This window comes from Colwellia sp. BRX10-4 (assembly GCF_014077465.1).
Taxonomy (GTDB): Bacteria; Pseudomonadota; Gammaproteobacteria; order Enterobacterales; family Alteromonadaceae; genus Colwellia_A.
In genome coordinates this window covers 47,416-62,092 of record NZ_JACGVZ010000011.1, presented here as the reverse complement: position 1 = coordinate 62,092, position 14,677 = coordinate 47,416, and the positions used below count along the sequence as shown (strand labels likewise).

Annotated in this window: 12 protein-coding genes and 4 tRNA genes; 9 read left to right on the top strand and 7 right to left on the bottom strand. The window is 38.1% G+C overall.

Annotation, left to right across the window (positions count from 1 at the left end; genetic code table 11):
- Nucleotides 1-8: 8 nt before the first annotated feature.
- Nucleotides 9-1,019, top strand: coding sequence for a quinone-dependent dihydroorotate dehydrogenase (gene pyrD / locus H4J67_RS10605; RefSeq protein WP_182170171.1), 1,011 nt, complete (start codon nucleotides 9-11; stop codon nucleotides 1,017-1,019).
- Nucleotides 1,020-1,059: 40 nt separating this feature from the next.
- Here the strand turns inward: pyrD and H4J67_RS10600 are convergent, their stop codons facing one another.
- Nucleotides 1,060-1,473, bottom strand: coding sequence for a hypothetical protein (locus H4J67_RS10600; RefSeq protein WP_182203689.1), 414 nt, complete (start codon nucleotides 1,471-1,473; stop codon nucleotides 1,060-1,062).
- 131 nt (nucleotides 1,474-1,604) lie between these two features.
- Between H4J67_RS10600 and H4J67_RS10595 the strand changes: the two genes are divergently transcribed.
- Together H4J67_RS10595 and H4J67_RS10590 are read left to right on the top strand one after the other, a co-directional pair.
- The gene (locus tag H4J67_RS10595; protein ID WP_259368562.1) at nucleotides 1,605-2,513 is read left to right on the top strand and encodes a DMT family transporter; all 909 of its coding nucleotides are present in this window, start codon (nucleotides 1,605-1,607) and stop codon (nucleotides 2,511-2,513) included.
- Between the two features lie 66 nt (nucleotides 2,514-2,579).
- Entirely contained in the window at nucleotides 2,580-3,071 is a 492-nt protein-coding gene (locus H4J67_RS10590) for a peptidylprolyl isomerase (protein ID WP_182170177.1), read from the top strand.
- Between the two features lie 90 nt (nucleotides 3,072-3,161).
- Here the strand turns inward: H4J67_RS10590 and tsaA are convergent, their stop codons facing one another.
- From tsaA to metG, 4 genes are all read right to left on the bottom strand, one after another.
- Complete coding sequence (gene tsaA, locus H4J67_RS10585) at nucleotides 3,162-3,893, bottom strand: tRNA (N6-threonylcarbamoyladenosine(37)-N6)-methyltransferase TrmO (RefSeq protein ID WP_182170180.1); 732 nt, start codon at nucleotides 3,891-3,893, stop codon at nucleotides 3,162-3,164.
- Nucleotides 3,893-4,309, bottom strand: a complete 417-nt coding sequence (gene rcsF / locus H4J67_RS10580; protein WP_182170183.1) for an Rcs stress response system protein RcsF — start codon at nucleotides 4,307-4,309, stop codon at nucleotides 3,893-3,895. The genes tsaA and rcsF overlap by 1 nt, the downstream gene beginning before the upstream one ends.
- A gap of 13 nt (nucleotides 4,310-4,322) precedes the next feature.
- Nucleotides 4,323-6,449 (bottom strand): cation:dicarboxylate symporter family transporter, encoded by a 2,127-nt coding sequence (locus H4J67_RS10575; protein ID WP_182170186.1) that lies wholly within the window; start codon nucleotides 6,447-6,449, stop codon nucleotides 4,323-4,325.
- 127 nt (nucleotides 6,450-6,576) lie between these two features.
- Nucleotides 6,577-8,694 (bottom strand): methionine--tRNA ligase, encoded by a 2,118-nt coding sequence (metG, locus tag H4J67_RS10570; protein ID WP_182203718.1) that lies wholly within the window; start codon nucleotides 8,692-8,694, stop codon nucleotides 6,577-6,579.
- 105 nt (nucleotides 8,695-8,799) lie between these two features.
- On the opposite strand from metG, the gene apbC reads away from it, so the two are divergent.
- Both apbC and dcd read left to right on the top strand, forming a co-directional pair.
- Nucleotides 8,800-9,897, top strand: a complete 1,098-nt coding sequence (apbC, locus tag H4J67_RS10565; protein ID WP_182203687.1) for an iron-sulfur cluster carrier protein ApbC — start codon at nucleotides 8,800-8,802, stop codon at nucleotides 9,895-9,897.
- 51 nt (nucleotides 9,898-9,948) lie between these two features.
- A complete protein-coding gene (gene dcd / locus H4J67_RS10560; protein WP_070376602.1) occupies nucleotides 9,949-10,545 on the top strand; it encodes a dCTP deaminase in 597 nt (198 codons plus the stop codon).
- An 80-nt stretch (nucleotides 10,546-10,625) separates the two neighbouring features.
- On the opposite strand, the gene yvcK is transcribed toward dcd, so the two are convergent.
- Nucleotides 10,626-11,534 (bottom strand): uridine diphosphate-N-acetylglucosamine-binding protein YvcK, encoded by a 909-nt coding sequence (gene yvcK, locus H4J67_RS10555; RefSeq protein WP_182203685.1) that lies wholly within the window; start codon nucleotides 11,532-11,534, stop codon nucleotides 10,626-10,628.
- A 412-nt stretch (nucleotides 11,535-11,946) separates the two neighbouring features.
- Between yvcK and H4J67_RS10550 the strand changes: the two genes are divergently transcribed.
- The 4 genes from H4J67_RS10550 (at nucleotide 11,947) to H4J67_RS10535 (ending at nucleotide 12,724) form a co-directional block, all read left to right on the top strand.
- Nucleotides 11,947-12,022 (top strand) — tRNA-Ala (locus H4J67_RS10550).
- A gap of 105 nt (nucleotides 12,023-12,127) precedes the next feature.
- Nucleotides 12,128-12,203 (top strand) — tRNA-Glu (locus H4J67_RS10545).
- Between the two features lie 185 nt (nucleotides 12,204-12,388).
- Nucleotides 12,389-12,464: transfer RNA gene (locus H4J67_RS10540), tRNA-Glu, on the top strand.
- A gap of 184 nt (nucleotides 12,465-12,648) precedes the next feature.
- Nucleotides 12,649-12,724 (top strand) — tRNA-Glu (locus H4J67_RS10535).
- Between the two features lie 377 nt (nucleotides 12,725-13,101).
- Here the strand turns inward: H4J67_RS10535 and H4J67_RS10530 are convergent.
- On the bottom strand, nucleotides 13,102-14,676 hold the full coding sequence (locus H4J67_RS10530; protein WP_182170195.1) for a cation:proton antiporter family protein: 1,575 nt from the start codon (nucleotides 14,674-14,676) through the stop codon (nucleotides 13,102-13,104).
- Nucleotide 14,677: the final 1 nt, after the last annotated feature.

Genomic DNA, 14,677 nt, shown 5'->3' with positions numbered 1-14,677 from the left:
GAGGCAATATGTTTTATTCCGCAATTCGTAAAGTATTATTCAAGTTTGATCCTGAAGCTATTCATGAGCTGACGATAAAAGGCTTTAAAGCCTCGGGTTCAACACCATTAAATTTACTTTATAAACAAAACATTACTGATAAACCAGTCGAAGCCATGGGTATTACCTTTCCTAATCCTGTTGGTTTAGCGGCTGGATTAGACAAAAATGGCGAATGTATTAACGCGTTTGATGCCATGGGGTTTGGCTTTGTTGAGATAGGAACTGTGACACCTAAGCCACAACCAGGCAATCCAAAACCACGTATTTTCCGTTTACCGACAGCAAATGCAGTTATAAACCGCATGGGCTTTAATAACAAAGGCGTTGATTACTTAATTGATCAAGTACGTAAGGCAAATTTTAAAGGCGTGCTGGGTATTAATATTGGTAAAAATAAAGATACCCCAGATGAGCAAGCTAAAGACGATTATCTTATTTGTATGCGTAAAGTTTATAACTACGCAACCTATATCACTATAAATATCTCATCGCCAAATACGCCAGGTTTACGTTCATTACAATATGGTGATGCATTAAATGAGCTATTAGCCGCGCTTAAATCAGAACAAAAAGTATTGACCGAATTGCATAGTAAATATGTACCGTTAGCCGTAAAAATAGCACCTGATTTAAGTCATGAAGAGATTGAATCGATTGCCCAATGTTTGATTAGCAATAATATTGATGGCGTTATTGCCACTAACACCACACTTTCACGTGAAGGTGTGGTTGGCTTAGAGCATGGAGAAGAGCAGGGGGGTCTCAGTGGTGAGCCAGTAAAAGACAAAAGTACCGAGGTTATTCGTTTATTGGCGATAGCCCTAGATAATAAATTACCTATAATCGGTGTTGGCGGTATTTCGAGTGGCCGTGATGCACAAGAGAAAATAGCGGCGGGTGCTAAATTAGTACAAGTTTATACTGGTTTTATATACCAAGGTCCTGAACTGGTTAAAGACATAGTAAATAGTCTTTAACTGACGAGTTCAATGGTTTAACGCTATTTCTTACACTTGCTTATATATGGGGTAGCGTTAACTTAGTGGCAATTAAATTCAGTACCTTGTGCAGTTTTACTTGAATGTAGCGAGGTAATAATTTTTTCTCTTGCGCTAGCAGAATTAACTCAGCTGGCGTTATCGCAATAAAACATTTTACCTGCTGATGTTCTTTTTGGTAAACACTAAATACATCATCAGCAAAATAGCTAATCTCTTCCTGATGGGCTTTAGTTATCTCTTCATCAACAAATTGCTGAGTTTCTAGATAGAGATTGATTAATAAAATATTATTTTCATCACCATACCAATTTGCAGTTAATGTTTGAAAATTAAATTGTGCTTCAAGCTTATTACACACTGACTTTATCTGAGTAAACTTTTCCAGTAAATCGTTACCCGGCATAATAGCGATCGGTAGCTGTTCTGTCATAGTTTTAAGGTTACTTTGAATTTCAATATTTAAACATTATCAATATTAATTGGTAACATAAAGCATAAAAGGCTTTTTATTGCCCTTGCCTAACATTATTTTGCTGGTCGTTTTCATCATTAGGATAGGTTTTGGACTTTTCTTTCTTATCTTTAGAACTCTGGGTTTATTTCACTTTACTTGCCGCTGTTATGCAAGCTATTCGCACCGCCGGACAAAAGAAGCTATTGGGACACTTAAGTGCGATGGCGACGACAGGTGTGCGCTATATCTATGCGCTGCCTTTTGCTTTTATATATTTACTCTTTATCACCGAACAGCGAGCAGTGTCTTTACCTTTGCTTAACCGTCATTTTCTTATGTACGCGCTTATCGCCTGTCTGATGCAGATTATTGGGACTTTTTGTTTGGTTGCGGCTTTTAAATATCGTAATTTTGCGGTAGCAACAAGTTTAGCTAAAACTGAAGCTATTCAAGTTGCTGTCGTGGGAGCCTTGTTCTTTTCAGTTTCCTTATCATTGCTAGCGTGGTTATCTGTTTTTATTGGTGTGATAGGCGTGTTAATTGTCTCAAAAGTAAAATTTACCGTTACTGATATTTTTAAAAACCCTGGCGCTGGTTTTGGCTTATCTTCAGGGTTAGCCTTAGCCATTACGACCTTATTAATTAGAGAATCAAGCTTGGCCCTAAACACAGATTTAATGGTTAGTGCCGCTGTTACCTTGTTGTTTATGGTTGGTGTACAGTCCGTCATATCAATTATTTATCTTAGTTTAAAAGATAGAAAACAACTTACCTTAATGGCTAAACATTGGCGTATGTGTTTATTTGTTGGCATCACCAGCGTTATTGGTTCAATTGGTTGGTTTACTGCCGCTAGTTTTCAAAATGCAGCCTATGTGAAGGCACTAGGGCAAGTAGAGTTTTTTATTACTTTATTGTTAACTTACCGAATTTTTAAGGAGCGTATTAGTCGCTTTGAATACTTAGGCATGTTATTAATTATTGTTAGCGTGGTTATTTTATTACTTTGGGCATAGTGGCTAGCGTCTGTTTTTGCTACACTCGCAGAAAATTATTATTGTATTAATTAAATTGGATTTAAAATGAAAATTGCAGATAAAACCGTTGTTCAATTTCACTACACCTTAAAAGATGAAGCTGGCAATGAAATTGAATCATCATACGCGGGCGATCCTTTAGCCTATCTTCATGGCTATAAAAATATGTTAGTCGGTGTTGAAAATGCCTTAGTGGGTAAAGAAGTAGGCAACAAATTTTCAGTTACGCTACAACCAGAAGATACTTACGGTGAACGTAAAGAAGATATGATCCAACGTGTTCCAGCAAAACATCTACAAGACGGTCAAGGGACCACTAAATGGCAAGCTGGCATGACAGCTTCCGTTGAAACTGAGCAAGGTCAACGTCAAGTGACTATTGTTAAAGCGGGTAAGTTTATGGTCACTGTTGATATTAACCCACCTCTTGCTGGTATGGTATTAACCTTTGACTTAGACGTCATTGATGTCCGTGCTGCTACAGATGAAGAAATCGAACATGGTCACGCACATGGCGCTGGCGGTCATCACCACTAAATTTTCTTAGTTAAAGTGGTCATTTATTTGAATGTTAAAGGTCAGCTCTGCTGACCTTTTTTATATTGAGTTGCTGAGTGTGTTTTAAAGTTAATCATCAACTTTATTTATTGACAGCACATACATCTCATTATTTAAATTTGCTTGCCAGCATATATTTAAATTATAGAGTTTCATGCCATAGATTTTATCATCGCCTTGTCGCTTTTTATAAGCGGGCCTAGGGTCCTGCGCTAAGACTTGTTCAATAAAAAGTGCTAGCTCTGGATACTCTCGTTGATACTTTTGCATATCATCTTGTGCTTGCTGAGAAAACTTGGTGGTTAACGCTTGCAAGGGTTGTTGTTGTGCAAAGCCGGCCTGTGCATTATCAATACTATCAGAGTAGGGAATATAAGGTTTAATATCAACAACGGGCGTTTGATCAAGCAGATCTAGTCCAGAAATATTAATAACAGTTTGTTTGTTGTTTTGCGTAATACCCTCTAACTTTACTACCGACATGCCAATTGGGTTAGGTCTGAATGTAGAGCGAGTGGCTAATACCCCCAATTTTTTATTCCCTCCCAAGCGAGGTGGTCTCACGAGCGGTTTCCAACCTTGGCGCTGCGTACCATGAAATATAAACAATATCCACAGATGACTAAATTGCTCAATGCCACGAAGTAACTCTTCGTTATTGGCATCATCAAGCAATAAAATTGAGCCTTGTGCTGCACTCACTAGACCCGGTTGACGAGGAATAGCGAATTTTTCTTTGTAGGGAGAATTAACGCGACCAATATAGTTAAAGGTTACCTGGTTTTCAGGTGATACAGTCATTAGTTAATCTTTTTAAGCGGTTCAACTTGATAAGCCATACCATAGCAGACAAGTGTTGCATTACATTGCTTATTTGCTTGGTCGTCATCAATCAGCGCGCAACCACTAAAAATTATCGCATTCGCTTGTTGCTGAGCCGCTTGTCTGCGCGCTTCAGTTCTTGCCGCTATTTTATCAGGTAAGGCATGATGACTTTTTGCCTGACAATCTTCACCTTCAACTAAGCCAATAAGTTTATAACGGCCAGGAAATTCACTCTCATCTTGAAAAAATTTTACCTGTGCATGGCTGAAGTATGTTTGAAAATTTTCTTTGTCCAAATTTGTTGAAACGGTATATTGAGATGAGCATGCTGATAATCCGATCAACGTCAGCATTAGTATTAATTTATTGTTGGTTTTACTTGTTGGCTTCATTTTTATCACTAGGTTACTTACTTATATTTGCTTTAACAGGGGCTTTATTACTGATCCAATAATTAAATAATTTATCAATAACTTTGCTTTGTTGTTTCATATTTATCCAATTACGCATAAACAGTTCAAAAGCTTGATCGTTATGATTAATCGGGAATGCCATAGATATAGGTGCTAAGACAGGTTTAGGCACAATAACTGTGTACTCAGGATGTAATAATGTCCAGGCAGAAGCTGCAGCAGCACCAAATAACATCCCATCAAAATGTTGATGCTTTTCTTTAAAGAATAATCTGGGTGTTGATATTTTCCAGGCCTTATTATAAATAAAGTTGCGTTCAACAGCTGTTTGGTAGAAAAAAGTTTCAGGTATACCGATAATTAGCGCTTTATTTTCAATGATTTTAGACCATTGCTTAAACTCTACACGCCTTTCATCTTTTACAATAAAGGCCAGTGATTGCTGAGAATAAGGCACCGTAAGCGTGAATTTAGTCATATTATCTGGGATAACAGGAATACCTGTCGTGATATCTAAATAGCCTGATTGTAAGAGTGCTTCCGCTTGATGATGAAATATTCTTACAAATTCAACATTGACGTTGAGGTCAATGGCAAGTTGATTCATTATTTCAATATCAAAACCGACCAACTTACCGTTATTGTTATGAAAGGCATAAGGTAAGTCATCTCTGAAATAGCCAACCCTAATAAAACCACGTTGCTGAATTCGTTTTAGCACAGGAGAAAATGTAGGTTTGGTGACAGCATTAGCAGGGCTGTTTTCGAGGTAGCTGCTTTGAACACTAGTGAACAAAAAGTCTCGCTCTATAAATTTAGTATAACCTTGATACTGGTGACTTATAGCGTCAAAACTGAAACGTAAGGAGATAAATGCCAATACCGAAACAAGTGGGATTATCGCTAAGTTACGCAGCAGTACACGCCATTTTATAGTAAAGCGCTTTAACATTGCCGTGGCAATTAATAGCGGTAAACAGCTAGAAAATACCACTGAAAAAATAGCACTTAGTCGAGCGCCAATAAGGTTCTCTGCCACTAAATAAAAGTCGAACATAGCACCGGAAACATTAAACAATTCTAGTAAATTTTGCATCGCTAATGTTGTGCTACCAAATAACTGTGGCAAACCAGCAACAACTAGATTGATATGATCAGTAAAAGAAATATGGGCACCAGAGAACCAAGCGGCAAAGAGCACAAAAAGTAAAGCAAGCAGCTTACCACCGACGGGTAAACTAAAAGATATTGGCACAATAATCTCTGATATTTTTTCAAGATCGCTATCTTGAGGGTATTTTTGCTTAAGTAATTTTTTAGTGTTTTCAACAATCACAGGCAATACTGAAAAGAAGCTGCCTGTAGCAAAAGCAGTGATCATTGGCTCGCGAGAAACACTAACTATTTCTCGATAACCAAAAGGGGTGACCGTAGCAACAATGGCGGGGAATACTACAAAACAAAGCAGAGTTACCAAAACTATTGCACTAAGCATATAAACAACTAAACCATCGAGTTGGCTTGCATCAAGAGTAACAGCGGCACGCCAACCGATACAAAATATACCCAAAGGGGCAAATTTCATAATAAAACCATTAATGTTTGCGGTTGCTTGTTGTAAGTTTGAAAGCATTAACAAGGTTTGTCTTTTAGATTTAATCTTCATTAAACCAAGCCCCATACAGATACTAAAAAAAACTACCGCAGGGATTAAAGTATTTGCTAAGGCATTAAAAGGGTTTGCCGAGATAAATAAGTCAACCAAGCTAAATTCTGGCACAGATTGTATGGTGTTATTAGAATAAAACTCGGCATGTTGCCATTGAGGAAAGGACAAAGGGGTGCTAAAAATAAAAAATAGTACGACCGCTATCATCATTAAGATAATCAATAAACTTTGTTTAGAGACCTTTTTGGCTTTACTCGGCGTAAGCCCACCTATACCAACAACTAGTGACAGCACAATATAAGGCAGTACGGTCATTTGCAGGGCAGTAACAAAAGCATTTGCGGTGTTATCAATCACTGAATATTCGGTTGAAAAGTGATACCCCATCAACAACCCAAGAAACATCGCTAAGATAATTTGTACTAATAACGGTGGTTTAATAAACAACATTAAAATATTGTACTCATAAGTATTTTGCCATAATAATTGTAACGAACTATTTGAAAATTATAATACAAAAAAGCAGTGAACGTTCACTGCTTTTATTTCTTTGGTATTAACAGCTGACTGAGGGTTGTTATTTCACCCGCATACCCGGCTGCGCACCGTCGTCAGGATTTAATATCCATAAATCTTTACCACCAGGGCCTGCCGCAAGCACCATGCCTTCAGACATACCAAAACGCATTTTTCTTGGCGCCAAATTAGCAACCATCACGGTATGCTTACCAATTAAATCTTCTGGTTGATACGCTGACTTAATACCGGCAAACACTTGGCGTGTTTCACCACCTTCTTCTTTTGAATCAAGAGCAAGGGTCAAACGTAACAGTTTATCAGCTTTTTCTACATGCTCGGCATTAATGATTTTTACTATACGCAAATCAATTTTAGCAAAATCGTCAAATTGAATTTCTTCGCTAATAGGATTACACCCTAATGGATCATTAAGAGCCGCACTATTATCGACGATTTTTTCTTTTTTCGCTTTTTTTACCGGTTTTTCAGCGTCATCTTTAACAAGTAAATTGTCTTTCGATGCATCTGTCATTGCGTTAACTTTATCCATGTCGACACGCTGTAGTAAGGCTTTAAATTTATTGATCTTGTGGCTCGTCAATAATTTCTTATGTCCTTCCCAAGTTAATTCATCATTTAAAAACGTCGCTGTGCTATCGGCTAACACCGGTAATACTGGCTTTAAATAAATCATTAAGGTGCGAAACATATTGATACCTAGCGAACAGATGTCTTGCACTTCTTGTTGCTTAGTTTCATCTTTCACTAACTGCCATGGTTCTTTTACGGCTATATATTCGTTAACTTTGTCGGCCAATGCCATTATTTCACGCATACCACGGGCAAAATCACGCGCTTCATAGTGAGCGGCAATAGAGTCACCTGCCGCCATGACCTCTTCAGCGAGAGCTGGGTTGTCGATGTTTTCTGACAACATACCGTCAAAGCGTTTAGTGATGAAACTGGCACAACGTGAGGCAATATTAACCACTTTACCCACTAAGTCTGAATTGACTCGTTGCGCAAAATCTTCAAGATTTAAGTCTAAATCATCAATTTTATGGGTTAATTTAGCCGCATAATAATAACGTAAATATTCAGGGTTTAAATGATCTAAATAAGTACGACCTTTAATAAAAGTGCCTTTAGACTTAGACATTTTTGCGCCATTAACAGTCACAAAACCATGAGCATGCACTGCCGTTGGTTTTCTAAAACCTGCACCTTCGAGCATAGCTGGCCAGAATAAACTATGAAAATATATAATGTCTTTGCCAATAAAATGGTAGAGCTCAGCTTCTGATTCAAGTGCCCAAAATGCATCAAAATCGATACCGGTTTTATCACATAAGTTTTTAAAACTGCCCATGTAACCAATAGGAGCGTCTAGCCAGACATAAAAGTATTTGCCTGGAGCATTGGGTATTTCAAAGCCAAAATAAGGAGCGTCGCGGCTGATATCCCATTGTTGTAAACCAGACTCAAACCATTCAGCTAACTTATTAGCCATTTCATCTTGTAATGCGCCACTTCGTGTCCAATCTTGCAACATCTCACTAAAAGCAGGTAAATCAAAGAAGTAGTGCTCTGAATCTTTTAATACTGGTGTTGCGCCAGAAACAACTGAACGCGGGTTTAGCACTTCAGTAGGCGAATACGTCGCGCCACACTCGTCACAGCTATCGCCGTTTTGATCGGCGGCCTGACACTTAGGACAAGTACCCTTGACAAAGCGGTCAGGTAAAAACATCCCTTTTTCTGGGTCGTATAGTTGAGAGATGACCCTGGTTTTAATATGACCTTTAGCATGCAAACGATTATAAATTTCGTGAGCAAACGCTTCATTCTCTGGACTATGCGTTGAATGATAGTTATCGAAACTAATGTGAAAGTCTGCAAAGTCGCTCATATGCTCTTCACGGACACCATTGATCATTTCTTCAGGTGTTACCCCTAACTCATGCGCTTTAAGCATAATAGGCGTGCCATGGGCATCATCAGCACAAACAAAATAAGTTTCATGGCCGCGCATACGTTGAAAACGCACCCAAATATCGGTCTGAATATGTTCGAGTAAATGACCTAAATGAATAGAGCCATTGGCATAAGGCAGCGCACAAGTTACAAGAATTTTACGTTTATTTTTAGCAGTTGATGATGACTCTGATAACGACATATAAAGTTTACATTTATTGGTGGTAATTATGAGGGGAATGGTACAGAATTTGTCATTACTTTTCATTAATAATTATTGCCTAAACGCGATAAAGTGCCTTTTAAAATGTTCTCAAAGATATTTTCGTCAAAAACACTCCCCAGTGACGCTAAACAAACGCTTGTTGATAGCTTAAATCGTTATCGCAGTGAAAATTTTCCTCAAGGAATGCTGTATCCTGATATTGACCCTGAAATTACCTTAGAAAAAGGCAATGATATTGTTATTAAATTGTCTTTACCTTTCCCCTGCAATAGTGAAATACACTTATTAAGTGAAATGCTTACTAAAGAAGTTAAGCAAACCGTTCGTTTTGATGTTAAGTATAATGTTAAGCCGGTTCGGCGCCATGAACTCCTAGGTATAAAGAATATTATTGCTATTGCCTCTGGAAAAGGTGGAGTAGGGAAGTCGACAACAGCGGTTAATCTTGCCTATGCATTAATCGCAGAAGGAGCCTCGGTTGGCATTTTAGACGCGGATATTTATGGCCCATCAGTTCCTACATTACTGGGTTTAAAAGGAGCAAAGCCCAGCTCTGATGATGGTAAATTACTCACGCCAATAAATGCTAATGGTTTAAGCGCAATGTCATTGGGTTTCTTAGTCGATGAAGATGATGCAACTGTTTGGCGAGGCCCAATGGCAAGCAGAGCTTTTAGTCAATTACTTAACGAAACTGATTGGCAAGGTATAGATTATTTAATTGTTGATATGCCCCCAGGTACCGGTGATATTCAATTAACGTTATCACAACAAGTACCCGTGGCAGCTTCTGTGGTTATTACCACACCACAAGATATAGCACTGGCTGACGCGATAAAGGGTATTGCGATGTTTGAACAAGTAAAAGTACCTGTGCTCGGTATTATTGAAAATATGAGTTATCACCAATGCGAAAGTTGTGGTCATCAATCACACTTGTTTGGTGAAGGTGGAGGCCAACGGGTTGCCAATAAATATGATACGCAACTTTTAGGACAACTGCCGCTTGATGTCAGTATTCGTCGCGATGCAGACCAAGGGGTTTCGCCATTATTAACAGATAACACTAGTAACATCAGTGAGCAATATCGTAAGATAGTGCGAACTATCGCTGCACAGTTATATCTGCAGTTGGATTCGCGCAGTCCAAATACCGCAAAACTATTGATTGAAGATTAGTCTCTATAGCTAATTTCCTAACCTTAAAGTAATAACGTAAGAAGAACTAACATGAGATTGTCCGACAAAGACATAGAAACATCGCTTGAAAGAGGTGAAATTATTATTACACCCGCACCCGATAGCAGTATGATTTCAGGGGTAAGTGTTGATATTCGTTTAGGTAATGAATTTCGCGTTTTTCAAGATCATACCGCACCTTATATCGACTTAAGTGGTCCCAAAGCTGAAATGCAAAAAGCGATGGACTCAGTAATGAGTGATGAAATTGTTATTGCTGATGGTGAGGCTTTCTTTTTACATCCAGGTGAATTAGCGCTAGCGGTTACCTATGAGTCGGTCACCCTACCTGATAATATCGTTGGTTGGTTGGATGGTCGTTCATCATTAGCGCGCTTGGGCTTAATGGTCCATGTCACCGCGCATCGCATCGATCCCGGTTGGTCTGGACAGATTGTTTTAGAGTTTTATAATAGTGGTAAGCTTCCTTTGGCGCTTCGTCCTAAAATGAAAATAGCTGCACTAAACTTTGAAACTATGTCTTCAAGCGCTGCACGTCCTTATAATAAACGTGAAGATGCCAAATATAAAAATCAAACAGGTGCTGTTGCTAGCCGTATTAGCCAAGACGAGGCTTCTAAAAACTAAAAACTAAAAACTAAAAACTAAAAACTAAAAAACCGTAAAATGGATGATCATTTTACGGTTTTTTATTAGAAGTCTAGAAATTAGGCAAAAATACTATTTTTTTTATTAATACCACTTATGCAAAGTTTTAATGCCTGTAACAGCTTCTCTTTATCATGGTAATGACTGTCTGAATCACTAGATAGGTCGCAATGAATAACGGGTAAAATAGTAGATGTTACTGTTTCACTTTGACAAATAACACTATCAATAGGTAAGCAGCCAATATTTTCTTTAATCCAGTTAAGTTTCTCATCTAACGATAGTGCTGCGGCTGGACTGTCTTCTGGACCTAAGTTCTCAATAAACACACAATGAGCAGAGCTTGCCTGAATCGCTTTAGTAATATCGCGCACTAACAAGGGTGGAATAACGCTGGTAAGAAAGCTCCCAGGGCCTAAAATAATCAAATCAGCAGACCTTATTGACTCAATGCACAAATGTAAGGTTTTAACCAACGGGGCTAATAATAATTTTTCTGGCATTATTGGCATTTTATCAACTGAGAGTTCACCTATTTTACAACGTCCCTTGGGGTAGAAGGCCATAAGATCGGTTGGTGTCTCTGACATTGGATACAAAGGCGTTCTAACCCCTAATAAACGTCTGACAAGCTTTATTGAATCAAGTGGCCGAGATTGCAATTTCTCCAGGGCATATAAAATAAGATTTCCTAGATTGTGACCACCCAGTTCATCTTGCCCATCAAATCTAAAATCAAATAATTGGCTGCCAACAGAGTCCTCATCAACAAGTAATGTTAAACAATTACGTAAATCGCCCCAAGCAATAGAACTACTGCGCCTGCGTAAGCGGCCAGTAGAGCCTCCATTATCGGTTGTGGTTACTATACCCGTTAACTGCTTTTTTAAAAAAGAGAGAGTAGATAACACACGACCTAAACCGTGTCCGCCACCAATAGCGACAACATTTAGCTTTTCTAGCTGCATGAAAAATTCTTATTATTATATCTTAGTGCAACTTTACCCCCAATTTTGTCATAAAGAAACTATAAACCCTTATTTCATTGAGCTTGCCTTCGTGTATTCTTTGAAATCAAGTAAAAAATATCACCTTGTAGATAAATAATCGTTTAACATTAGTGACATCGCTTAATTGCAGATAAATAAAAGCGCTTTCGAAAAGTTGATATTGATAAATCACTGATTAAACAAAAAATAGTCAACTTGACGCTTAAGTAAACACTTAACTAAAAACTTTGCAAAAAATACCTTTTTATCTAAAATAATAGTTGACAGTTTTAGGGCGGGTGCTTAGAATGCGCCTCGCTTTCAACGAGTGATTAATCATTTGTTAGGCAATGAATTTATAGCATATTAGGCCATGTTATTAATTTGTAGCGGGGCTATAGCTCAGCTGGGAGAGCGCTTCGCTGGCAGCGAAGAGGTCTGCGGTTCGATCCCGCATAGCTCCACCAAGTTTTAAGTTATTTAATTAAGTTAATCTTTATTTAAATAATATTGGTTTTAAGTGTTTTTTATCACTTAAAATAGAAAAGTTTACTTTTCACGATAGTATTTGTGTCCCTATCGTCTAGAGGCCTAGGACACCGCCCTTTCACGGCGGTAACAGGGGTTCGAATCCCCTTAGGGATGCCACTTATTTTTTATCGCCATATTGGCAGTAATTTAATAAGTAAACAGGGTATAACAAACTAGGTCTTGTTATCTCCTTTGGTTGAAGAATTTTTTCAATGATAAAAACAAGATGTAAATCTTGTACGATGCTTTTCTAAGTAGTTGAACCTTGTTTATTCAATGTTCACTTACTCAATAGTTTTAGTGTCCCTATCGTCTAGAGGCCTAGGACACCGCCCTTTCACGGCGGTAACAGGGGTTCGAATCCCCTTAGGGATGCCACTTATTTTTTATTTCCTTTATCGGAAGTTAATAAATAGGTAAAAGGGTATAGCAAACTAGGTCTTGTTGTTTCCTTTGGTTGAAGAACGTTTCAATCATAAAAGCGAGATGAAAATCTTGTTTGATGCTTTTCTAAGTAGCTGAACCTTGTTTGCTCAATGTTCAGTTGCTCAATAGTTTTAGTGTCCCTATCGTCTAGAGGCCTAGGACACCGCCCTTTCACGGCGGTAACAGGGGTTCGAATCCCCTTAGGGATGCCACTTACTTTTTATGTACCGAGTTTACTAAAAATTCAGTGCTATAAATGATATAAAAAAACCGACTTATTGTCGGTTTTTTTATGCCTGAAATTTGATGTTTCAACAAGAAGATTACCTTAAGTCTATTTTAAGCATTTAAGCAATCCTGTGTTACATTGCTAAGCCTGCAACATACAAAGTGACTTTAGGTCACCCTTTTCGAGTTTGTCTGCTAGGGGGCTTTAGCTTTTCGTCGTGCTATCACTATTTTATTATCTGATAATCTTATGAGTTTACTGAGCAGCCTAAAGGCGATAGTAAAAGCAAAGTAACAAGGTGATCTGTTACTTATTAGCAATCAATCTTTAGTGACCTGATTACTGGTTCAAGTCATTATATTACAGCTTATTAGGTTTGATCATCGCTAAGCTTTCCTCAGCAAAACCAACGCCAGCCTCAGTATAGAAGTTAAACACTTTATCTACGCCAAAGGTTTCAATCTCTTGGCGCTCATCATCAAACCGAGCAATAGCGGCTATTTGACCCTGATAATTTGCATGTCTTAATTGTAAGGTTATATTTTTAATATCTTGAATTTGTGGCAGAGCGAGCAAGATTAACTCTAGTTTCTCTATTTTTATATTTTCCCAAAAATCGATATTCTCAGCGTCACCACAAAATGCTTGTACGTTATTGTCATTTAACCAAGCGATTTTACCTTGGTCGGCATCTAATCCCCATACTTGACCCGTAGCCTGGCTGTCTAAAGCTTTATAAGCGCCCATACCAACGCGTCCCATACCAATTACAACAATCGGTGCATCACAAGGTTGTATAAAGTTATCTTCGCTGAGTTTACTTTTTCTTTCGTATTTACAAATAAACGATTTATGCCGAGTGAAAATCTGATGAGCATAGTTATAAGTGATATTAGTAATAATAAACGATAAGGAAACGGCCAATGACAAAATGACCAACCAATCATTTGTTAACCAGCCATTTTTTGTTGATAGCGAAGCGATGATCAAACCAAACTCACTAAAATTGCTTAATGCTAGTGCAGTTAAGTAAGAGGTTCTGCCACGTAATTTAAATTGTGTGAATAAGAAAAAGAACAAGCAAAATTTTACAGGGATAAGTAAAGTTAGTAGACCTGCCATAGCAAGCATTTCTAATGTGGGTAATGCGGTAAAGCCAATAGATAAGAAAAAACCAATTAAAAAGAGATCTTTAAAGCCCATCAATGATTTATTAATTTCACTGGCTTTACTGTGCGAAGCCAAATACATCCCGACGAGCAGGGCGCCTAAATCGCCTTTAATACTCACTAACTCAAAAAGTTCATAGGCACCAAAGGCTAAGAAAAACCCGGTTAGCGGAATAAGCTCACCGTGGCCTACTTGGTCAATAAGTTTATTGATTAACGGCTTTATCAAAAAGGCGCTTAACAACAGTAAAGCCCATAATGTTGGGGACTTACCAGTCGCCACCACTAAAAATATTACCGCGACAATATCTTGTATCACTAAAATCCCCACGGCTAATTTACCGTGGCGCGTGCGCATTTCGCCGTGATCTTCCATAAGCTTAACGACACAAACCGTACTACTAAAGCTCAAGGCAAAAATAATTAAACCTAAGGTGTAGAAAGACAAGTCAGCAAAGTAGCTAATAGCAGCAAGGGCGAATAATTTTAGCAGCAAAGCACCGATTAACACCCAAGTGACACTATGAGACAAACTGCCTAACCAAACTTCTTTTTTTAATAAGTCTTTAACATTGAGTTTTAAACCAATAGTAAATAACATTAAGGTTATGCCTAGGTTTGCTAATGTATTGATACTGTCGTCGGCTTGAAAACCGAGAAAATTTAGTAAAAATCCTGCAAATAAATAACCAATTGATGGTGGTAATGAAAATGACTTTGCCGCCATCCCACAACCGAAGGCAAATAGAATCCAAATAAAGTCCATA